Annotated in this window: 19 protein-coding genes; 8 read left to right on the top strand and 11 right to left on the bottom strand. The window is 73.5% G+C overall.

The features are described 5' to 3' along the window. Positions 1-123 precede the first annotated feature (123 nt). Positions 124-417: an ATP-binding protein gene (locus ACYVPE_RS03345; protein WP_461031837.1), complete on the top strand. Its 294-nt coding sequence runs from the start codon at positions 124-126 to the stop codon at positions 415-417. A gap of 14 nt (positions 418-431) precedes the next feature. Next, positions 432-1,082, top strand: coding sequence for a response regulator transcription factor (locus ACYVPE_RS03340; RefSeq protein ID WP_461031887.1), 651 nt, complete (start codon positions 432-434; stop codon positions 1,080-1,082). Positions 1,083-1,113: 31 nt separating this feature from the next. On the opposite strand, the gene ACYVPE_RS03335 is transcribed toward ACYVPE_RS03340, so the two are convergent. The 3 genes from ACYVPE_RS03335 to ACYVPE_RS03325 form a co-directional block, all read right to left on the bottom strand. Continuing rightward, positions 1,114-1,395 (bottom strand): hypothetical protein, encoded by a 282-nt coding sequence (locus ACYVPE_RS03335; RefSeq protein WP_461031836.1) that lies wholly within the window; start codon positions 1,393-1,395, stop codon positions 1,114-1,116. Next, entirely contained in the window at positions 1,392-1,649 is a 258-nt protein-coding gene (locus ACYVPE_RS03330; protein WP_461031835.1) for a hypothetical protein, read from the bottom strand. Before ACYVPE_RS03330 ends, ACYVPE_RS03335 begins: the two co-directional genes overlap by 4 nt. A gap of 73 nt (positions 1,650-1,722) precedes the next feature. Continuing rightward, positions 1,723-2,361: a histidine phosphatase family protein gene (locus ACYVPE_RS03325; RefSeq protein WP_461031834.1), complete on the bottom strand. Its 639-nt coding sequence runs from the start codon at positions 2,359-2,361 to the stop codon at positions 1,723-1,725. 146 nt (positions 2,362-2,507) lie between these two features. Here ACYVPE_RS03325 and ACYVPE_RS03320 point away from each other — a divergent pair, with 146 nt between their 5' ends. Further along, on the top strand, positions 2,508-3,107 hold the full coding sequence (locus tag ACYVPE_RS03320; protein WP_461031833.1) for a TetR/AcrR family transcriptional regulator: 600 nt from the start codon (positions 2,508-2,510) through the stop codon (positions 3,105-3,107). Positions 3,108-3,133: 26 nt separating this feature from the next. After that, a complete protein-coding gene (locus ACYVPE_RS03315; protein ID WP_461031832.1) occupies positions 3,134-4,645 on the top strand; it encodes an MFS transporter in 1,512 nt (503 codons plus the stop codon). A gap of 31 nt (positions 4,646-4,676) precedes the next feature. On the opposite strand, the gene ACYVPE_RS03310 is transcribed toward ACYVPE_RS03315, so the two are convergent. The 4 genes from ACYVPE_RS03310 to ACYVPE_RS03295 form a co-directional block, all read right to left on the bottom strand. Next, complete coding sequence (locus ACYVPE_RS03310; RefSeq protein WP_461031831.1) at positions 4,677-4,916, bottom strand: hypothetical protein; 240 nt, start codon at positions 4,914-4,916, stop codon at positions 4,677-4,679. Positions 4,917-4,996: 80 nt separating this feature from the next. Then, on the bottom strand, positions 4,997-6,337 hold the full coding sequence (locus tag ACYVPE_RS03305) for an SLC13 family permease (protein WP_461031830.1): 1,341 nt from the start codon (positions 6,335-6,337) through the stop codon (positions 4,997-4,999). A gap of 39 nt (positions 6,338-6,376) precedes the next feature. Continuing rightward, positions 6,377-9,331: an FAD-binding and (Fe-S)-binding domain-containing protein gene (locus ACYVPE_RS03300; RefSeq protein ID WP_461031829.1), complete on the bottom strand. Its 2,955-nt coding sequence runs from the start codon at positions 9,329-9,331 to the stop codon at positions 6,377-6,379. Between the two features lie 19 nt (positions 9,332-9,350). After that, positions 9,351-10,517: a pyridoxal-phosphate-dependent aminotransferase family protein gene (locus tag ACYVPE_RS03295; RefSeq protein WP_461031828.1), complete on the bottom strand. Its 1,167-nt coding sequence runs from the start codon at positions 10,515-10,517 to the stop codon at positions 9,351-9,353. Positions 10,518-10,636: 119 nt separating this feature from the next. Here ACYVPE_RS03295 and ACYVPE_RS03290 point away from each other — a divergent pair, with 119 nt between their 5' ends. The 4 genes from ACYVPE_RS03290 (at position 10,637) to gcl (ending at position 15,022) form a co-directional block, all read left to right on the top strand. Then, the gene (locus ACYVPE_RS03290; RefSeq protein ID WP_461031827.1) at positions 10,637-11,401 is read left to right on the top strand and encodes an IclR family transcriptional regulator; all 765 of its coding nucleotides are present in this window, start codon (positions 10,637-10,639) and stop codon (positions 11,399-11,401) included. A 116-nt stretch (positions 11,402-11,517) separates the two neighbouring features. Further along, positions 11,518-12,342 (top strand): hydroxypyruvate isomerase family protein, encoded by an 825-nt coding sequence (locus ACYVPE_RS03285; protein ID WP_461031826.1) that lies wholly within the window; start codon positions 11,518-11,520, stop codon positions 12,340-12,342. 20 nt (positions 12,343-12,362) lie between these two features. After that, positions 12,363-13,241 carry a 2-hydroxy-3-oxopropionate reductase gene (locus ACYVPE_RS03280; RefSeq protein WP_461031825.1) on the top strand — a complete coding sequence of 293 codons (879 nt, stop codon included), beginning with the start codon at positions 12,363-12,365 and terminating at the stop codon, positions 13,239-13,241. Between the two features lie 77 nt (positions 13,242-13,318). Continuing rightward, complete coding sequence (gcl, locus tag ACYVPE_RS03275; protein ID WP_461031824.1) at positions 13,319-15,022, top strand: glyoxylate carboligase; 1,704 nt, start codon at positions 13,319-13,321, stop codon at positions 15,020-15,022. 7 nt (positions 15,023-15,029) lie between these two features. Here gcl and ACYVPE_RS03270 read toward each other — a convergent pair whose 3' ends face one another. From ACYVPE_RS03270 to ACYVPE_RS03255, 4 genes are all read right to left on the bottom strand, one after another. Next, entirely contained in the window at positions 15,030-17,426 is a 2,397-nt protein-coding gene (locus ACYVPE_RS03270; RefSeq protein WP_461031823.1) for a phosphoketolase family protein, read from the bottom strand. A 150-nt stretch (positions 17,427-17,576) separates the two neighbouring features. Then, entirely contained in the window at positions 17,577-18,566 is a 990-nt protein-coding gene (locus tag ACYVPE_RS03265; protein ID WP_461031822.1) for a sugar-binding transcriptional regulator, read from the bottom strand. Between the two features lie 39 nt (positions 18,567-18,605). Continuing rightward, the gene (locus ACYVPE_RS03260; protein WP_461031821.1) at positions 18,606-19,583 is read right to left on the bottom strand and encodes a transketolase family protein; all 978 of its coding nucleotides are present in this window, start codon (positions 19,581-19,583) and stop codon (positions 18,606-18,608) included. Continuing rightward, complete coding sequence (locus ACYVPE_RS03255) at positions 19,580-20,461, bottom strand: transketolase (protein ID WP_461031820.1); 882 nt, start codon at positions 20,459-20,461, stop codon at positions 19,580-19,582. Before ACYVPE_RS03255 ends, ACYVPE_RS03260 begins: the two co-directional genes overlap by 4 nt. Positions 20,462-20,655 lie beyond the last annotated feature (194 nt).

The following is a 20,655-nucleotide window of genomic DNA, read 5'->3' as shown; positions in this document are numbered from 1 at the left end:
GTGCCAGGCAACGCCCCACGGCCGGAGCCGTGCTGAGCACGGCGCCCGGGCACGGGCGAGCGGCCAGCCGGCCCCCCGGGCCACGGGCAGGTCGCCGCCGGCCGGCGGGGCGGGGCGCTGCCGGTGGTCGTCTCGCGCGAGGCGTACCGGATCGTCCAGGAGGGGCTTTCCAACGCGGCCCGGCACGCCGGCCGGGTGCCGGTCCTGCTGCGGCTGGCGGGCGACGCGAGGGAGTTGACCGTCACCGTGGAGCGGCCGGCACCGGCCCCCGCCGCGGAACCGGGTCGGGCGGGCGGCGGGCGCGGCCTGCCGGGGATCGCCGAGCTGGCGGCGCTGCCGGGCGGCGCGGCGGCGTGGGGGCCGGCGGACGGGACGTGGCGGCTGGTGGCCACGCTGCCGCTGGCGGGTCCGCGGTGACCGGCGGCGGTCGGTTGCGGATCGTCCTGGCCGACGACGAGTCGCTGGTGCGCACGGCGCTCCGGGTGATCCTGTCGGCGGAGGCGGATCTGACGGTGGTGGGCGAGGCGGCGAGCGGGGCGGAGGCCGTCTCGGTGGTCAGGCGGCTGCGCCCCGACGTGGTGCTGATGGACGTGCGGATGCCGGAGGTGGACGGCATCCGCGCCACCGAGCAGCTGCTGCGCACCATGGCGGCGCCGCCCCGGATCGTGGTGGTGACGACGTTCGAGAACGACGCGTACGTCTACGAGGCGCTGCGGGTGGGGGCGAGCGGGTTTCTGTTGAAGCGGGCCGCGGCCGAGGACCTGGTCGGGGCGGTGCGGCTGGTGGCGGGCGGCGAGTCGCTGCTCTTCCCGGCCGCGGTGCGGGAGTTGGCCAGGCGCCACGCCCCGGCGCGTCGGGCCGACGCGCCGCACGGGCGGCTGACGGAGCGTGAGGAGCAGGTGCTGCGGCTGCTGGCGGAGGGGCTGACGAACGCGGAGATCGCGGCCCGGCTCGCGGTGGGCGGGCAGACGGTCAAGACCCATGTGGCGGCGGTGCTGGCCAAGCTCGGGGCGCGGGACCGCACGCAGGCGGTGATCGCGGCGTACGAGCGCGGGTTCGTGGTTCCGGGCGGGGGCGCGTGAGCCGCGGCGCGGTGGGGCGCGCCTGGTGCGGTCAGATCGCGACGTCGGGCAGCCAGTCGACCGTCAGGATGCGGGCGATCTGGTCGCGTCTCGACTCGATCATGTACTCGAGGACGCCGTAGACCTCGTCGGCGTCCTCGATGGTGGCCCGGCGCAGCGTGTCGGCCCACGGGTAGGCGAGGGGCCAACCGGCCTGGTCGGCCTGCCACTCCAGGGTGCGGATCAGGGTGCGGAGCGCGTCCCAGGGGGCGCCCTGGTGCTTGGCGAGCTGTTCTTCGAGGTCGGGGTCGCCGTAGACGTCCCAGCGGGTCACGCAGCGTCTCCGACGCGGCGCCAGGGGCCTTCGCCGAACGCCGCCTGGGCGTACTGCTCGGCGCGGTCGGCGCGTTGGGAGAGCCGCCCGCAGGACCACCAGCGGCGCAGCACGCGGCGGCGGGCCTCGGTGTCCGGTGCCCGGTCGATCTCGTCCCGGGCGCGGTCGCGGTCGCCGAGGTCCTGCATGGCGACGATCTCCTCGGCGGACGGCATCTCGGTGGACGGCGTCTCCGTGGCGGGGCTCGAACTCATCTGGGCCTCCCTCGTGCTGCTCACCCCGCAGCGTATCGGTTCCTGGGGCGCGTCTACCCCGGTGCGCCGGGGTTCAGTCGGCTCCGGCGTCGAGATGGCGGGTGTCGCCGAGGGAGGTGAGCCGGCGGCTGCGGTAGAGGTCGTCCTCGTGCAGGGTGGTGATGCTGCCGGAGCGCACCTGGAAGATGACGTGGTCGAGGGCGTCGAGCGGCATCCGGATCCAGGACGCGACGACGAAGGTCAGGGCGAAGCCGTGGGTGACGACGATCCGGTGTTCGCCGGGGTCGCGCAGGATGTCGTCCATGGCCGCGTAGACGCGGCGGGCGACCGCCGCGTTGGGCTCGGCGCCCGGCACGCCCTCGTCGTACGTCATCCGGTCGCCGACGGCGGGCGGCGGGACGAACCGCCGGTCGAGCCAAGCCTGTGGCCTGCCCTCCGCCTCGCCGAAGGACTTCTCCCGAAGTCCCGGGTGCGGGACGGGTTTCCGGCCGAGCGCCTCGGCGATGGCGTCGGCCGTCTCGCGGGTGCGGCGCAGGTCGGAGGTGAAGACCTCGACCTCGGCGCCCTCGGGGATCCGCGCCCGCAGCTCCCGGGCGATGGCACCGGCGGCCCGGCGGCCCCGGGGCGTGAGCCGCGAGTCGTGCCAGCCGCCGACGACCTTCTCGACGTGGTGTGTCGCCTCGGGGTGGGTGACGACGTGGATCGTGCGCATGGGTGAACACCCTCCCACGAGCCCGGCACGGCGTCCGACGGGGGAACTCGATGGCGGGCCCACCCAAGATATAGAACGCTTGCGTTTCTCCCGCCCGGCCGACTACCTTTGGTACGGAACCGTTCCGTACTACAAGAGGAGGAGTGATGTCCGCCGAACCGTCGTCGTCCCCGATCCGCCGCCCGCGGATGACTCCCGAGCGGGAGCTCGAGCTCCTCACCACCACCGTCGAGGTGCTTCGGGAGGTCGGCTACGAGGCCCTGACGATGGACGCCGTCGCGGTGCGGGCGCGGTGCAGCAAGGCGACGCTGTACCGCCAGTGGCCTGGCAAGCCGCAGCTGGTGGCCGCCGCGCTCTACGCCACCCGCCCCATCGACGCGAGCGTGGTCGACACCGGCACCCTCCGCGGCGACCTGCTGGCCTTCGTCGACATGTTCGCCACGCGGGCCGAGGAGGACACCGCGCTCATCGCCGGTCTCGCCCACATCGCGCTCACCGACCCCACCCTCGGCCGGACCCTCAGGGAGACGCTGTTCGACCCCGAGCAGATCCACGTGTGGGCCTTCTTCGACCGCGCCGTCGAGCGCGGCGAACTGCCGGCCAGGCCGGCGGCGGCCGCGTTCATGCCCCAGCTGCTCTTCGCGGCGGTGCTCTCCCGCCCCCTGCTGGAGGGCCGCTACGCCGACACCGACTATCTCGCCCGTTTCATCGACGACGCCCTGCTGCCCGCCCTGCGGAACAGCTGACCCACCCACTACTGGAGCCCTCCGTCATGCCTCGCACCACCGCCGACGCCCCCGTCGGCACCGTCAAGGCCGCCCCCGCAGCCGACGCCTCGGCGGCGTCACGGCACCGCTGGTGGATCCTGGTCGTGATCGGCCTCGCCCAGCTCATGGTCGTCCTCGACGCCACCATCGTGAACATCGCGCTGCCCTCGGCCCAGCGGGAGCTCGGGTTCACCGACGGCGACCGCCAGTGGGTGGTCACCGCCTACGCCCTGGCCTTCGGCAGCCTGCTGCTCCTCGGCGGCCGCGTCGCCGACCTCTTCGGCCGCAAGATCACCTTCCTGACCGGCCTCGTCGGCTTCGCCGGCGCCTCCGCCCTCGGCGGGGCGGCCGGCAGCTTCGAGGTGCTGATCGCCGCCCGCGCCCTGCAGGGCGTCTTCGGCGCGCTCCTCGCGCCCGCCGCGCTCTCGCTGCTGACCACGACGTTCACCGACGCCAGGGAGCGCGCCAGGGCGTTCGGCGTCTACGGCGCCATCGCCGGCGCCGGCGGCGCCATCGGGCTGCTGCTCGGCGGCGTGCTGACCGAGACCCTGGACTGGCGCTGGACGCTGTACGTCAACCTGGTCTTCGCCGTCGCCGCCTTCGTCGGCGGGGCGATCCTGCTCCAGCGGGCCGCCCGGGACCGCGCCGCCACCCTGGACGTGCCGGGCACCCTGCTGGTCTCCACCGGCCTGTTCGCCGTCGTCTACGGCTTCTCCAACGCCGAGTCCCACGACTGGGGCCACGTCGCGACCTGGGGCTGCCTGCTCGCCGGCACCGTGCTGCTCGCCGTCTTCACCTGGTGGCAGACCAGGACCGCCCACCCCCTGCTGCCGCTGCGCGTACTGCTCGACCGGAACCGCGGCGCGTCCTTCCTCGCCGTGCTGATCAGCGGCGCCGGCATGTTCGGCGTCTTCCTCTTCCTCACCTACTACCTGCAGGCGAGTCTCTTCTACACGCCCATCGAGACGGGCCTGGCCTTCCTGCCCATGGTCGCGGGGCTGATGATCACCGCCACGCTCTCCACCGGCGTGCTGGTCCCCCGCTTCGGCCCCAGGCCGATCGTCCCCCTGGGCATGGGCGTCGCCGCCGCGGGCCTGGTGTGGCTGACCGGCCTCGACCTCGCCAGCACCTACGCCGCCCACGTCATGCCGCCGCTGATCGTCACCGGGCTCGGCATCGGCCTGGTCATGGCCCCGGCGATGAGCCTGGCCACCGCCGGGGTGGCCGCCGAGGACGCCGGCGTCGCCTCCGCCACCGTCAACACCATGCAGCAGATCGGCGGTTCCATCGGCACCGCCCTGCTCAACACCCTGGCCGCCGGCGCCGCCACCGACTACCTGGCCGGCAGGGACCCGCGCGACCCGGCCGTCATGGCCCAGGCCCAACTGGAGAGCTACGCCACCTCGTACTGGTGGTCAGCCGCGTTCTTCGCCGCCGGGCTCCTGGTAAGCCTGCTGCTCTACCGCCGCGGCCGGGTCGAGGAGGACCCGGACGCCGCGCCGGTGATCCACATGTGACCCCGGTCCGTCCGGCCGCGGGTGGGGTCGGTCAGCGCTGCCTGAAGACCAGGAGCAGCGCGGGCCGGGCGTCGTGCGGGTCGGACGGCACCGACTCCATCCGGTCCAGTTGCCAGCCGGCCAGCTCCACGCCCTCGATCACGTCGGACAGCCCGTCGTCGGGCCCGGGCCCCGATGTGGCCAGCGTGACGACCGTCGAGAACACCCGGTGCCCGGCGGCCTTGCGCGCCTCCGCCGCCGCGACGAACTCACGCGCCGCCTCCCGCCACATACCCGGCTCCTCCCGCTCGGCGATGCGTCAGCGTATCCGGGGCCGGCGCGGCCCGCGGGGGCGGGTGCGGTCCGCGCGGGTCAGAGCCAGCCGGGCAGCACGAAGATCCCGACCGCGAGCACGGGCGCGACCACGATCATGCTCATTCCCCAGGTCATCAGCCCTCTGAAGGTCTGGTCCCTGGCCTCCTGCGGGGAGCTGGCGACGACGAGCGCGCCGCTGGTCGAGAACGGCGAGGAGTCGACCACGGACGAGGAGATGGCGAGCGCGATGATCAGGCCGACCGCGCCGACCTGCCCGGTCTGGAGGAACGGCACCGCGAGCGGGATCAGCGCGCCGAGGATGCCGGTGGTCGAGGCGAAGGCGGAGACGCCGCCGCCGATGAGGCAGATGACGAAGGCGGCCAGCAGCGGGACCCCGATGCCGGCGACGCCGTCGCCGAGGTACGCGATGGTGCCGACGCTCTCCATCAGGCCCACGTAGGTCACCACGCCGCAGACGAGCAGCACGGTGGGCCAGGCGACGTCGGCGACGCAGCGCGTGGTGGTGTCGGGCCAGGCCAGGATCAGCACCGTGGCGATGCTGAGGGCCAGCAGGCCCACGTTGAACTCCAACGCCAGCGCGCCGACGGCGAGCAGGGCGATGCCGGCGAGCGTGGCGATCCGCTGCGCGTCGAGGGTGGTGACCTCGACGGCGGACGCGGTGCCGGTGCGGGTGGCGGTGGCGGTGGCCGTGCCGCCCGGCTCGGCCGGCGCGTCGTCGGAGTCGGTCGCCGGTTCGTCGCGCGGCGGCTCGGGTTCGGTCGCGACGCGCCGGCGCAGCAGTTGCCGGCCGCCGAAGAGGAAGAAGGCCACGACACTGAGCGCCGTGTTGAAGAGCAGGGAGCTGACCCAGAGCAGCACGGGGCTGCCGGCCAGGTCGCTGCGGTCGACGACGCCGTTGGTGACGCTGCCGTAGATGCTGATCGGCGAGAAGCCGCCCGCGCTCGCGCCGTTGATGATGAGCAGGCCCATGAGCATCGGGTTGATCCGGTAGCGGGTGGCGAAGTTGAGGCCGACCGGGGCCATCATCGCCACCGCGCCCGGCACCACGGCGCCCACCATGGTGAGCAGGGCCGTGACGACGAACATCACCCAGGGGATCAGGGCGATCCGGCCGTGCACGGCGCGCACGCCGGCGCGGATCAGCCAGTCGACCGTGCCGTTGGACCTGGCGATGGCGAAGAGCAGGGTCACGCCGACGAGGACGACGAAGAGGTCGCCGGGGAAGGCGGCGAAGACGTCCTCCTCCGACCGGTCGAGGGCGAACCTGCCGAGGAGGAAGGCGCCGAGGAAGGCGACCGCTCCCATGTTCACGGAGCGCAGGGTCGCGAGGAGGAAGATGAGGACGAGGCCGACGATGGACGTGAGTTCGATGGACATCAACGCTCCTTGACGAGAGCTCTCGCGGTCCGCGTTCCGCTACGCGTCGAGGCCGGCCAGCGCCTCGCGCACCAACTCGACCGGGTGCCAGGCGGTGCGGCCGGCGCCGTGGAAGATCTGTTGGCGGCACGAGACGCCGGTCGCGGCCACCACGGTGTCCTCGGGTTCGGCGGCGAGCGCCGGGAACAGCCGGTCCCCGCCGATGGTCAGGGATGTCCGGTAGTGCTCGGACTCGAAGCCGAAGGAGCCGGCCATCCCGCAGCAGCCGGCGTCGGTCTCGGCGACCCGGGCGCCGGGGATCCGGCGCAGCAGGGCCATGGTGGCGGCGGTGCCGACCTCGGCCTTCTGGTGGCAGTGGCCGTGGAAGAGGATCCGTCGCCCGGCGAGCCAGGAGTCGTCGCGCAGGGTGAGGCGTCCGGCGTCGATGGCCTCGACGAGGAGGTCCTCGACCTGCCTGACCCGCTCGGCGACGGCGCGGGTGGCGGTGGAGTCGGGGAGCAGCGCGGCGTGTTCGTCGCGCAGCATGAAGAGGCAGGAGGGCTCGCAGCCGACGATGGGTGAGTCGGGCGCGGTGTCCCGGTCGAGGGAGGTGACGAGCGCGGTGGCCTTCTTCTTCGCGTCGGCGAGCATCCCCTTGGACATGCTGGAGCGGCCGCAGCAGCCGCCGCCGGCGAGTTGGACTGCCCAGCCGGCGCGTTCGAGGAGTTCGACGGCCGCCCGGCCGATGCCGGGTTCGGTGTAGGTGGTGAAGGAGTCGGCGAGCCAGGTGACCGTGCCGAGCGGGGCGGCCGTCTCGGGGGCGGCCGGTCGGTGGCGGCGGAACCACCTCAGGAGGCTGACGCGTTGGAAGGTGGGCAGCGGTCGGGCGGCGGTGATGCCGAGGCGGCGGTCGAGGAGGCGTCGCAGGAGGGGGAGGCGTCCTGGCAGGTTGGAGAGCGGGGCGGTGGCGGAGCCGAGCCGGTTGAGGGTGCGGATCGCGGCGAACACCCGCGAGCGGAGCGGGGTGCCGTGGATCTCGTGGTGGTGCGCCAGCGCCTCGGCCTTTAGCGAGGCCATGTCAACGCTCATGGGGCACTCGCTCTTGCACGCCTTGCACATCAGGCAGAGGTCGAGGATCCCGTGCAGCCGCTCGTCGCCGAGCGCCGCGTGCGGGTCGGGTTCCGAGAGCGCCTTGACCAGGGCGTTGGCGCGGCCCCTGGTGGCGTCCTCCTCGTTCCTGGTGGCGATGTAGGACGGGCACATCACGCCGCCCGTCGCCTTCCGGCAGGCGCCGATGTTCATGCAGCGGTCGGCGGCCCCGCGCATGCCGCCGACCACCTCGAAGTCGAGTGTGGTGCGGAGCGGCGGGGCGGGGGGCAGCGCGTCGCGGTCGCGCAGGTTCTCGGTCATGGCGGGCGCGTCGACGATCTTGCCCGGGTTCATGACGCCGTGCGGGTCGAAGAGTCGCTTGACCCGGCGCATGGCCTCGTACAGTTCCTCGCCGAAGATCTCCCGGTTGAACTCGCTGCGGGCCAGACCGTCGCCGTGTTCGCTGGAGTTGACGCCGCCGTACTCGGTGACCAGGTCCCTGACGGCCTCGGCGACGGCGCGCATCGTCGCGACCTCCTCCGGCCTGGTGAGGTCGACGAAGGGGCGGATGTGCAGGCAGCCGACCGAGCAGTGGCCGTAGAAGCCGGCCGTCAGCCCGTGGTCGTCCAGGATCCGCTTGAACCGCGTGGTGTACTCGGCGAGTCGGGCCGGGGCGACGGCGGTGTCCTCCACGAAGGCCAGCGGGCGGCGGGTGCCCTCGCCTGCGGCCATCAGCAGGCCGAGGCTGGACTTGCGGACCTTCAGCAGCGCCTCCTGCTCGGCCGGGGTCACCGCGCGCAGCGTGTGGTAGCCGTGTCCGTTCCGCCGCCACAGCGCGTCGAGAGCATCGAGCCGCTCGGTCAGTTGGGCCTCGTCGTCGCCGGTGAAGGAGACGAAGAGCAGGGCTCCCGGGTCGCCGACGAGGATGTCGGAGAGCCCGGCGAACTCGCGTTTCTTCCGGGACAGTTCGAGGATCGTGCGGTCCATCAGCTCGACCTGGTGCGGCCGCTGGCCCAACGCGTCGGTGGTGGCGGAGACGGCGGCGGGGGCGTCGGCGAAGTGGCCGACGGCGTAGACGGTGCGGGCGGGTCTGGGCACCAGGTCGACCAGGGCGTGGGTGGCGATCACCAGCGTGCCCTCGGAGCCGACCACGAACCTGGCCGGGTCGAACGGGTTCTCCGGGCCGAAGTCCAGCAGCCGGTCGAGCCGGTAGCCGCAGGCACGCCGCCAGAACGGCGGCATGCGGGACCTGATCGTCTCCTCGTTGGCGCGGACGAGTTCGGCGAGCTCCCGGTGGATCCGGCCCTCCAGCGTCGGCGCCGCCGCCCGGCGGGCCCGCTCGGCCTCGTCGACGGGTTCGAACCTGGCGCGTGAGCCGTCGGAGAGCACGACGTCGAGGGCGCGCACGTGGTCGATCGTCATGCCGTACGTGAGGGAGCCGCTGCCCGCCGAGTTGTTGCCGATCATCCCGCCGATGGTGGCCCGGTTGCTGGTGGAGGTGTCGGGGCCGAACATCAGCCCGTGCGCGGCCGCGGCCCGGTTGAGCTGGTCCTGCACGACGCCGACCTCGACCAGGGCGGTGCGGGCCACCGGGTCGATCTCCAGGATCCGGTTCAGGTGCCGGGACAGGTCGAGCACCAGCCCTGGGCCGACGGTCTGTCCCGCCAGGCTGGTGCCGGCGCCCCTGGGCACGATCGGCACGCCGAGTTCGGCGGCGGCCCGCACCGCGGCGGCGACGTCGTCGGCGTGGCGGGGGAACGCCACCCCGAGCGGGGTGATCGCGTACATGCTGGCGTCGCGGGAGAAGAGGTGGCGGCTGTAGTCGTCGAAGGCGACCTCGCCTTCGAGCGTGGCGCGCAGCGCCCGTTCGAGGCGGGCGCCGGCATCGGGGCGGGTGGCGGAGGCGTCGGTGGTGGGGATGGTCATGGCGGTCCTTGCTCCCTTCTCACGCGGTGCGCAGGACGTCGAGGGCGGCCTGGAGGCCGGTGGGTTCGACGGCGACGCCGGCCAGTTCGAGCCCGAGCTGGACGCCGGCGAGGGTGCCGGCGAGCGTCAGGTCGTTGAGGTCGCCGAGGTGTCCGATCCGGAACACCCGGCCGGCGAGCCTGCCGAGGCCGGTGCCGAGCGACATGTCGAAGCGGTCGAGGACGATGCGGCGGACCAGGTCGGCGTCGTGTTCCGCGGGCAGCAGCACGGCGGTGAGGGAGCCCGAGTACTCGCGCGGGTCGGCGCACAGCACCTCGAGGCCCCAGCCGCGGACGGCGGCCCTGGTGGCCGTGGCGTGGCGGGCGTGGCGCGCGAACACCCGGGGCAGGCCCTCCGCTTCGAGCAGGGTCAGCGCCTCCCGCAGGCCGTAGAGCAGGTTGGTGGGCGGGGTGTAGGGGTAGAAGCCGCGTTCGTTGGCCTCGACGACGGGGGCCCAGTCCCAGTACGACCTGGGCAGCCGCGCCGTGCGGGCGGCGGCGAGCGCCTTGGCGCTGATCGCGTTGAAGCCGAGGCCGGGCGGGAGCATCAGCCCCTTCTGCGAGCAGCTGACGGTGACGTCGACGCCCCACTCGTCGTGCCGGTAGTCGAGGGAGGCCAGCGAGGAGATCGTGTCCACCAGCAGGAGCGCGGGGTGGTCGGCCGCGTCGATGGCGGCCCTGATCTCGGGCACCCGGCTGGTGGCCCCGGTCGAGGTCTCGTTGTGCACGACCATGACCGCGGCGATGCCGTGCTCCCGGTCGGCGGCGAGACGTTCGGCGACGGCGGCCGGGTCGACGCCGCGCCGCCAGTCGCCGGGGACGAAGTCGACGACCAGGCCGAGGTCCTCGGCCATCTCCCGCCAGAGGGTGGCGAAGTGGCCGGTCTCGAAGGCCAGCACCCGGTCACCGGGTGAGAGCGTGTTGACCAGGGCCGCCTCCCAGGCCCCGGTGCCCGACGACGGGTAGACGACGACCGGCCCCGTGGTGCCGAACACCGCCCGGAGGCGGGGCAGCAGATCGAGCGTGAACGCGGCGAACCCGGGTCCGCGGTGGTCGATCGTGGGTTGTGCGATGGCCCGCAACACGCGGTCCGGGACGTTGGTCGGTCCGGGGATCTGTAGGAAGTGACGTCCGCTGTGCGCGGTCATTCACCCAACCTCTCTCCTGTGCCAGAGGGCCGCGCCACCAGGGCTGTGCCGTGAGGTGGTACGCTGTGCCGCCACGAAGCACGGGGAGGCTAGGGGCCCGTCAGGGGGGAGTCAAGGGAATGCGCAACGTCCTGAACACACTGCGGGTACTCGAGGAGGTCGCCGCGCGACAGCCGATCGGCGTCGGCGAGTTGGCCCGCGCGCTCGACATGCCCAAGAGCTCGGTGCAGCGGGCGCTGGTCACCCTGAACGAGGCCGGCTGGATCCGCCCCGCGGCCGGGGAGCAGCGGCGGTGGGTGGTGACCACCAAGGCCCTCTCGGTCGGCGGGCGCGCCAGCGGGGAACTCGGCCTGCGCGACGCGGCGGTGCCGGTGATGGAGGGCCTGCGCCGGCGCACCGAGGAGACGATCCACCTGGTCGTCCCCGAGCAGGACCGGGTCGTCCTGATCGAGCGCCTGGAGACGTCCAACCCGCTGCGCATCAGCATGGCGCTCGGGCACGCGCTGCCACTGCACGCCTCCGCCAACGGCAAGGCGGTCCTCGCCAACGGCGGCCCCGAGCTCCTGGACCGGCTGCTGGCCGACGAGTTGCCGCGCTACACGGAGCACACGATCGTCGATCCCGACCGGCTGCGCGCCGAGTTGGCGCTGGTCAGGGAGCGGGGCTACGCCCTCAACCACGGGGAGTGGCGGACCGACGTCGGCTCGGTCGCCGCCGCCGTCCTCGAGGCGCCCGGGCGGCCGATCGCCAGCCTCAGCGTGAACATTCCGATGAGCCGTCTGACGAGGGAGAACGAGCCGGTCTACGGCGCCGCGGTGAGCCGGGCGGCCAGGGAGATCGGCGCCCGGCTCGGCTACGGAGCGGCGTCGCCGGACGCCGGCTGACGGCCCGCCATCTCGCGGTGGCGGGGCGTTGACCGATGGTCGGAGGTGTCGATAGCCTTCGAGGCGTTCCGATTTCGCGAAATCCGTTTTCCACATAGCGAAATGTTCGAGGTGTCGTGGTGGATCCCGCCCGGTTTGAGGTCAACCTCTCGATCCTGTTCACCGAACTGCCCCTGCTCGACCGCCCCGCGGCGGCCAGGGCCGCCGGGTTCGACGCCGTGGAGTTCTGGTGGCCGTTCCCCGAGGCGGTGCCCGCCGACCGCGACGTGGACCGGTTCACCCGGGCCGTCTCCGATGCCGGAGTCTCCCTGGTCGGCCTGAACTTCTTCGCCGGTGACATGCCGGCCGGCGAGCGCGGCGTGCTGTCCGACCCGGGCCGTGCCGGCGAGTTCGCCGACAACGTCGACGTGGTCGTCGGCATCGGCGAGCGGCTCGGCTGCCGCGCCTTCAACGCCCTCCACGGCAACCGGATCGACGGCGTCGCGCAGGACAGGCAGGACGAGGCCGCCACGGAGAGCCTGGTCCACGCGGCGAGGGCGGCCGCGCGGATCGGCGGCACGGTGCTGGTCGAGCCGGTCAGCGGCGTGCCCGCCTATCCCCTGAAGACCGCGGCCGACGCCCTCGCCGTGATCGACCGGGCGCGCGCGGCGGGCGGCGTGGACAACCTGCGGCTGCTGTTCGACCTGTACCACCTGACGGTCAACGGCGACGACCTCGACGCCGTGCTCGACCGGCACGCGGCCGCCATCGGCCACGTGCAGATCGCCGACGCGCCGGGCCGCAACGAACCGGGTACCGGCGACCTCGACTTCACCCACTACTTCGCCAGGCTCGACGCGGTCGGCTACACCGGCCACATCGGCCTCGAGTACAAACCGAGCGGAGCCAGCGCCGACAGTTTCGGCTGGATGTCAGCCGGATCGGGCGCTGAGCGCGCGTGAGCACGGAGGTACCGCACACCATGAGCAGGATCGGATTCGTCGGGCTGGGCATCATGGGCGGCCCGATGGCGGCCAACCTGGTCAAGTCCGGTCACCAGGTCACCGGTTACAACCGAAGCCAGGCCAGGATCGACCGGCTGGTGGCCAACGGGGGCGTCGGGGCGTCGAGCGTCGCGGAGGCCGTCCGCGGCGCCGAGATCGTCTTCACCATGCTGCCCGACTCCCCCGACGTCGAGGCCGTGGTGCTCGGCGAGGACGGCGTGCTGGCCCACGCCGCGCCCGGCACGCTGCTCGTCGACTGCAGCACCATCAGGCCCGACGTCGCGCGCCGGGTCGCCGAGGCCGCGGCGGAGCGGGGCGTGCGCGCGCTCGACGCGCCGGTCAGCGGCGGCGAGCCCAAGGCCGTCGACGGCACCCTGTCCATCATGGTCGGCGGCGAGGCCGAGGCGTTCGCCGCGGCCCGCGAGGTGCTCGGCGCGGTCGGCACCACCGTCGTGCACGTCGGCGCCTCCGGCGCGGGACAGACCGTCAAGGCGGCCAACCAGCTCGTCGTCGCCGGCACCATCGGCCTGGTCGCCGAGGCGCTGGTGTTCCTGGAGGCGCACGGGGTGGACACCGAGGCCGGCCTCACCGTGCTCGGCGGCGGGCTGGCCGGGAGCACCGTGCTCGACGCCAAGGGCCACAAGATGCGGGAGCGCGAGTTCGCCCCCGGCTTCCGGCTCGAACTGCACCACAAGGACCTGGGGATCGTGCAGGGCGCGGCCCGCGAGGCCGGCCTGTCGATCCCGCTCGGCGGGCTGGTCGCCCAGCTGGTCGCCGCGGCCGTCGCGCAGGGCGACGGCGCGCTCGACCACTCCGCGCTGCTGCGGCAGATCACCCGGCTCAACGGCCGCGACTGACCCGCCGGCCAGCGCCCGCCCCCGGCCCACCCCGTGCCCGACCAGTGCCCGATCCGCGCCCGAGAGGAAGTCACACCATGGCCAGAGTTCCCGTCATGCGGGCCGTCGTCGACGTGCTCGCCTCCGAAGGCGTCGACGTGGCCTTCGGCTGCCCGGGAGCGGCGATCCTGCCGCTCTACGCGGAGCTGGAGAAGAGCGACATCAGGCATCTGATCGTCCGCCACGAGGAGGGCGCCACCCACATGGCCGACGGGTGGGCCCGCACCAACGGCCGGGTCGGGGTGGCCATCGGCACCTCGGGCCCGGCCGGCACCAACATGATCACCGGCCTCTACACGGCCCAGGCCGACTCCATCCCGATCCTCTGCGTCACCGGCCAGGCGGTCTCGGGCAAGTTGCACCAGGAGGCGTTCCAGGCGGTCGACATCGTGGCGATCGCGGGGCCCGTCACCAAGTGGGCGGTCCAGGTCAAGGAGGCCGCGCAGGCCCCGTGGATCTTCCGCGAGGCGTTCCGGATCGCCCGCTCGGGCCGTCCTGGCCCGGTGCTGATCGACCTGCCGCTCGACGTGCAGCGGCAGGAGATCGAGTGGGACCCGGAGCTCGACGCCCCGCTGCCGGTGCCGCGCGTCGAGCCGCACCCGCCGCGGGTGGAGCGGGCGCTCGACATGCTGCTCGCGGCCGAACGCCCACTGATCCTGGCCGGCGGCGGCGTGATCCTCGGCGAGGCCCACGAGCCGCTGCGCGAGCTGGCCGAACTGCTCGGCGTCCCGGTGCAGACCACCCTGATGGGCAAGGGCTCCTTCCCCGAGGACCACGCGCTGTTCGCCGGCATGACCGGCATCCAGACCAGCCAGCGCTACGGCAACCAGTCGTTCCTGGAGTCCGATCTGGTGCTGGCCCTCGGCGCCAGGTTCGGCGACCGGCACACCGGCGCGCTCGACGTCTACCGGGGCGAGCGCAGGTTCATCCACGTCGACATCGAACCCACCCAGATCGGCCGGGTGTTCGGCCCCGACCTGGGCATCGTCTCGGACACCCGGCTCTTCCTCGACGCGCTGCTCGACGCCGCCCGCGAGCGCGGCGCGCGCGGGGACCTCGCCGCCTGGGTCGCCAGGGTCGGCGAGCTCAGGGAGACCCTGACCAGGCCGGACGACTACGACACCGTGCCGATCAAGGCGCCCCGGGTGTACCGGGAGATCAACGCGATCTTCCCGCCCGAGGCCTACTTCGTCACGGCGATCGGCCTCTACCAGATCTGGGGCGGCCAGTTCCAGCGCGCCCATCTGCCCAGGCACTACCAGGTGTGCGGCCAGGCGGGGCCGCTCGGCTGGGAGATACCGGCGGCGATCGGCGTGAAGTCCGCCGTGCCCGACGCCGAGGTGGTGGCGGTGGTCGGCGACTACTCGTTCCAGTTCCTGGTCGAGGAGTTGGCGGTGGCCGCCCAGTACGACGTCCCGTTCGTGATCATCATGCTGAACAACGAGTACCTGGGCCTGATCCGGCAGGCCGAGGCCGACGCGTTCGGCATGGAGACCGAGGTCGACATCCACTACGACGAGTACGGCACGGACAACGTGCGGATCATGGAGGCGTACGGCTGCCGCGGCCGCCGCGTCCACGAGCCCGGCGACCTCGCAGGCACCATCGGGTGGGCCCGCCGCGAGGCGGCCGCCACCCGCCGCCCGGTGCTGGTGGAGGTGATGATCGAGCGGGAGGCCACCACCGCCCGCGGTCTCCGGATCGACGCGATGACGGAACCCGAGCCGGTCCCCCACGCCTGACCGGCGCTCAGCCGGGCCAGGTCCAGCCGGCGACCTCGGGCAGGTCGGTGCCGTGCGCGCGGATCCAGTCGTGGTGCCGGTGGTGGGCGTCGGCCATCAGCTGCCGCACCGCCCCGGCCCGCACCGCGAGGCCGGGCACCCGGTCGAGCACGTCCATGACGAGCCGGTAGCGGTCGATGCCGTTGCGGACCGCCATGTCGAAGTGCGTGGTGGTGGTGCCCTCCTCCGTGTAGCCGCGTACGTGGAGGTGCGGGTGGACGGCGCGCCGGTAGGCCAGCCGGTGGATGAGCCACGGGTAGCCGTGGTAGCCGAAGATGACCGGCCGGTCGCGGGTGAACACGGCGTCGAACTCGTGGTCCGACATGCCGTGCGGGTGCTGCTCTGCCGGCATCAGGCGGGCGATGTCGACCACGTTGACGACCCGCACGGCGAGGTCGGGCAGGTGCCGGCGCAGCAGCGAGGCCGCCGCCAGCACCTCCAGGGTGGGGACGTCCCCCGCGCAGGCCAGGACGACGTCCGGCTCCTCGCCGAGGCGTTCGGTGCCGGCCCACTCCCAGAGCCCGGCGCCGCGGGCGCAGTGCGCGCGGGCGGCGTCGAGGCCGAGCCAGTCGAAGGTGGCGTCCTTGCCGGCGACGACCACGTTGACGTAGTCGCGGCTGTGCAGCACGTGTTCGGCGACGGCGAGCAGCGTGTTGGTATCCGGGGGCAGGTAGACCCGCACCACCTCGGGGCTCTTGCTGAGGATGTGGTCGACGAAGCCGGGGTCCTGGTGGGAGAAGCCGTTGTGGTCCTGCCGCCACACGTGCGAGGTGAGCAGGTAGGTGAGCGAGGCGATGGGCGCGCGCCACTCCACCCGGCGGGCGGCGCGCAGCCACTTGATGTGCTGGTTGGCCATGGAGCCGACGATGTGGGCGAACGCCTCGTAGCAGGAGAAGAGGCCGTGCCGGCCGGTGAGCAGGTAGCCCTCGAGCCAGCCCTGGCAGGTGTGCTCGGAGAGGATCTCCATCACCCGGCCGTCGCGGGCCAGGTGCTCGTCGGTGGGCAGGGTCTCGGCCTGCCACGCCTTTCCGGTGGCCCGGTAGACGGCCGCCAGCCGGTTGGAAGCGGTCTCGTCGGGCCCGACCAGCCGGAAGTCGCGGCGCTCCGCGGTGGCTTCGAGCACCTGCTCGACGAGGCCGCCGAGCACCCTGGTGGGCTCGTGCGCGGTGGCGCCAGGCGTGTCGACGGTGACGGCGTGCCGTTCCAGCGGCGGAACCGGCAGGGTGCGCAGCAGCAGCCCGCCGTTGGCGTGCGGGTTGGCGCCGAGCCGCCGGTCGCCGCGCGGGGTGTGCGCGAGCACCCGCTCCCGGGGGCGGCCGTCGGCGTCGAACAGCTCCCGCGGCCGGTAGGAGCGCAGCCACTCCTCCAGCTGCCGCAGATGGGCGGGGTTCTCCCTGACGTGCGCGAGTGGCACCTGGTGGGCGCGCCAGGTGCCCTCGACCGGCAGCCCGTCGACCTCGGCGGGGCCGGTCCAGCCCTTGGGGGTGCGCAGCACGATCAGCGGCCAGCGGGGGCGCTCGCCGGACGCTTCCCCGGCCCTGGCGGCGCGTTGGAGGTGGGCGATCCGGTCGAGTGCGGTGTCCATGGCGCGGGCCAGCAGCCGGTGCACGGTCGCCGGTTCCTCGCCGGTGACGTGGAGCGGGTGGTGGCCGAGGCCGCGCAGCAGGTCGTCGAGTTCGGCCTCGGGGATCCTGGCCAGCACCGCGGGGTTGGCGATCTTGTAGCCGTTGAGGTGCAGGATGGGCAGCACGGCGCCGTCGTGCACCGGGTCGAGGAACTTGGTGGAGTGCCAGGCCGCGGCCAGCGGGCCGGTCTCCGCCTCGCCGTCGCCGACCACGCAGGCGACCAGGAGGTTCGGATTGTCCAGCGCCGCGCCGTAGGCGTGGGCGAGCGAGTAGCCGAGTTCGCCGCCCTCGTGGAGGGACCCTGGGGTGTCGGGCGCGGCGTGGCTCGGCACGCCGCCAGGGAAGGAGAACTGGTGGAACAGCCGGGCCATGCCGGCCGCGTCACGCGTGACGTCCGGGTAGGCGTCCGCGTAGCTGCCGTCCAGCCAGGAGCCCGCCAGCACGGCGGGCCCGCCGTGTCCCGGGCCCCAGACGCAGACGGCGTCCAGGTCGCGCGCCGAGATGGCCCGGTTGAGGTGGGTGTACACCAGGTTGAGTCCCGGCGAGGTGCCCCAGTGCCCGAGCAGCCGGGGCTTGACGTGCTCGGGGAGCAGCGGTTCGGCGAGCAGCGGGTTGGCCAGCAGGTAGATCTGGCCGACCGTCAGGTAGTTGGCCGCGCGCCAGTGGGCGTCCAGGGCGGCGAGCTCGTCGGCGTCGAGGTCGCGGGGGTGGCCGGGTGCGCCGAGCGGGGTGTCCTGCATGCCGGTCTCCACCTCCGGGGAGGCACGCCGAGGGGGCGCGTCGACGGTAACGACCGCTGAATGCTGCACCGCCGCCCCCGCGTTCGGGCGCCGCCACAGCTGCGGGCCACCCGAACAGGCCGCCAGGGCCGTCCCGATGGCTGCTCGGGGTCAGGGCTCGTCGAGCAGGCGGCGGGCCGTGGTGATGTCGGTGACGAGGGCGGTGATCCAGCGGCCGCGCACCGCCGCGCGCACCGCGGTGTACTTGCGCTCCCAGCCGGCCACGGCGATCCGGCGCGGTACGGTGCGCAGCTGGTCGACGGGGATGCCGATGGTGCGTTCGCCGAGGCCGGCGTCGACGTGGACGCCGTCCTCGTCGAAGAACCGCTGGCAGATGTCGCCCACCGCGCCCAGGTCGCGGAGCCGCGCGATGTCCTCCTCGGTCACCGCGTTGCCGCTGAGCCGGAGCAGCGGCGAGGGCTCAAGGCTGCCGATGCCCACCAGGACGGCGGTCAGCTGCTGCCACGCCTGGCTGACCTCGCGCACCGCGGGATCGTTGAGCAGCGAGAGCCGGGCCTCCATCGAGCCGACCATGCCGGGGGCGCGGACGAACAGCGGGGTGGCGCCGGTGACCTCGGCGAGCCCGGCGGTGAGGCGGGTGGCCTGGACCTGGCCCTGGGGGTCGCCGGCGCCGCCCATCAGCTGGACCACCTTGGTGGCGCCCGGCGACCTGGCCGGCTGCATGGACTCGACGGCGGCGAGCAGGGTCTCGCTCCAGGTGGAGATGCCGATCAGGTCGCCGGGGTGGAAGGCCGTCTCCAGGTAGCTGGCGGCGGCGGAGCCGAGGGCCCGCAGCAGGGTGCCGGGGTGGCCCGGCAGGTCGTCCCCCTCGACGACCACGACGTCCGTCAGCCGGTAGCGCTCGGCGAGCGCGTCCTCCAGGTCGCTGTGGATGCCTGGCGGCGCCACCACCACGGTCCTGACCACGCCGAGCTCGGTCGCGGAGCGCAGCAGCCTGGACACCCTGGCCTGGGAGAGGCCGAGGGTGCCGGCGATCTCCGCCTGCCGCATCCCGCGCTCGTGGTACATCCGGGCCACGCGCACGATCACGCGCAGTCGGTCCACGGAATCCGGGTCGGTGAGGTCTGGGCGCTTGGGCACACCCCGCACCCTACGCGGGGCGCGCGAGCCGCGCGGTCGTCACGAGTCCGCTGAGGGCAGCCCGAGCACGTCCCGCGCGGCGCGGTGAATGCCGTCGGCGGTGAGCCCGAAGTGTTCGAGCAGCCGCTCCGCACTGCCGGTGGGCGCGAAGCCGGTGACGCCGAGCAGCCGCAGCGGAGTGGGGGCCCGCTGGCCGGTGAGCGAGGCGACGGCGGCGCCGAGGCCGCCGCTGAGCGTGGCCTCCTCGGCGACGACGATGCCGCGGGTCTCCGTTGCGGCCCGCAGCACCTCGGCCTCGTCCAGGGGGTCGACGAACGGGGTGTTGAGGACGCGGGCCGAGACGCCCTCGGCGGCCAGTCGCTCCGCGGCGGCGAGGGCCCGCGGGACCAGGGTGCCGACGGCCACCAGCGTGACGTCGGTGCCATCCCGCAGCACCAGCGCCCGGCCGGGCGCGAACGGCGCGCCGGCGGGGACCACGTCGGGCACCCTGAACCGCGGGATCCGCAGATAGCTCGGGCCCTCGTGGGCGTGGGCCCAGCGGACGGCGGCCCTGGTCTGCGCGCGGTCGGTGGGCACGACGACGGAGAGGTCGGCGACGGCCCGCAGCCAGGACAGGTCCTCGATCGAGTGGTGGGTGGGGCCCAGCTCGCCGTAGGCCATGCCGGGGCTCTGCCCGCACAGGACGACCTTGAGCCCGCTGTAGGCGACGTCGGCCTTGATCTGCTCCAGGGCGCGGCCGGTGAGGAAGGGGCCGGCGGCCGAGACGAAGGGGACGAACCCGGCGTTGGCCAGCCCGGCGCCGACGCCGACCATGTTCTGCTCGGCGATGCCGACGTTGATCAGCCGGTCGGGGAACTCCTCGCGGAAGGCCGCCAGGTTGCTTGAACCGACCGAGTCGTTGCAGACGACGACCACCCGGTCGTCCTCGCGGGCCAGGGCGGCCAGCTCCGCGGCGAAGGTCCCCCGGCAGTCGTACGCCGGGGCGTCGGCGAGCGGCGGGGCGATGGTCTCGGTCACCTGCTGAGCTCCTTCACGGCGGCGCGGACCTGGTCCTGGTCGGGCACCTTGTGGTGCCACTCGGCGCGGTCCTCGATGAACGACACGCCCTTGCCCTTGACGGTGTGGGCGACGAGGGCGACGGGGCGCCCGGTGGTGGAGGGGGCGAGGGCGGCGCGCAGCGCGGCGTGGTCGTGGCCGTCCACCTCGCGCGCCTCCCAGCCGAAGGCGGTCCACCGGTCCGTCAGCGGGTCGAGGCCGACGGTGTCCTCGGTGCGGGCGCCCTGCTGGAGCCGGTTGCGGTCGACGACGGCGGTGAGCGAGCCGAGCCCGAAGTGGCCGGCGGCCATCGCGGCCTCCCAGTTGCTGCCCTCCTGGAGTTCGCCATCGCCGAGGACGACGAAGGTGCGGCTGGCGTCGCCGCGCAGCCGGGCGCCGAGGGCGGCGCCGACGGCCACCGGGAGGCCGTGGCCGAGTGGGCCGGTGTTGGTCTCCACGCCGGGGACCTTGCGGCGGTTGGGGTGTCCGTTCAGGTCGGAGTGCGGGGCGGCGAAGCCGGCCAGCTCGGCCCGCGGGAAGAAGCCGCAGTGCGCGAGGGTCGCGTAGAGGGCGGCGGCGCTGTGCCCCTTGCTGAGGATGAACCGGTCGCGGGCGGGCGCGTCCAGGTGCTCGGGGTCCACGTCGAGGACGGCGCCGAAGAGCGTCACCAGGATGTCGGTGACGGAGAAGTCGCCGCCGATGTGCCCCATGCCGGCCCGGTCGATCATCTCCAGCACCTGGAGGCGGACTTCGGTGGACATGGCCCGCAGCCGGAGCGCGGCCAGGTCGGGCCGCTCGGCGCGGATGGTCCGCCGCAGCTCGCGGTAGCGCGCCGCCGTGGGGGGATCAGAGCACAGCATGTGAATATCCATTCAATCTCTGATGTTTATTACCCCCGATAGTGCGGCGCGCCCCGGAACATCGTCAAGCCCAAGCCGTTCCGAACCCTTGAGTAAATATTCAATCCCCGAATAGTCTTGCGACCCACCGATGCTCGACCTACGATCCGTGCCACCGTCCAGCACCGGCACATATCACCCGGCCTGTGACAGAA

It is taken from the genome of Streptomyces mayteni (assembly GCF_054783955.1).
The sequence above is the reverse complement of the archived record's forward strand: the minus strand, read 5'-3'. Positions and strand labels throughout refer to the sequence as shown.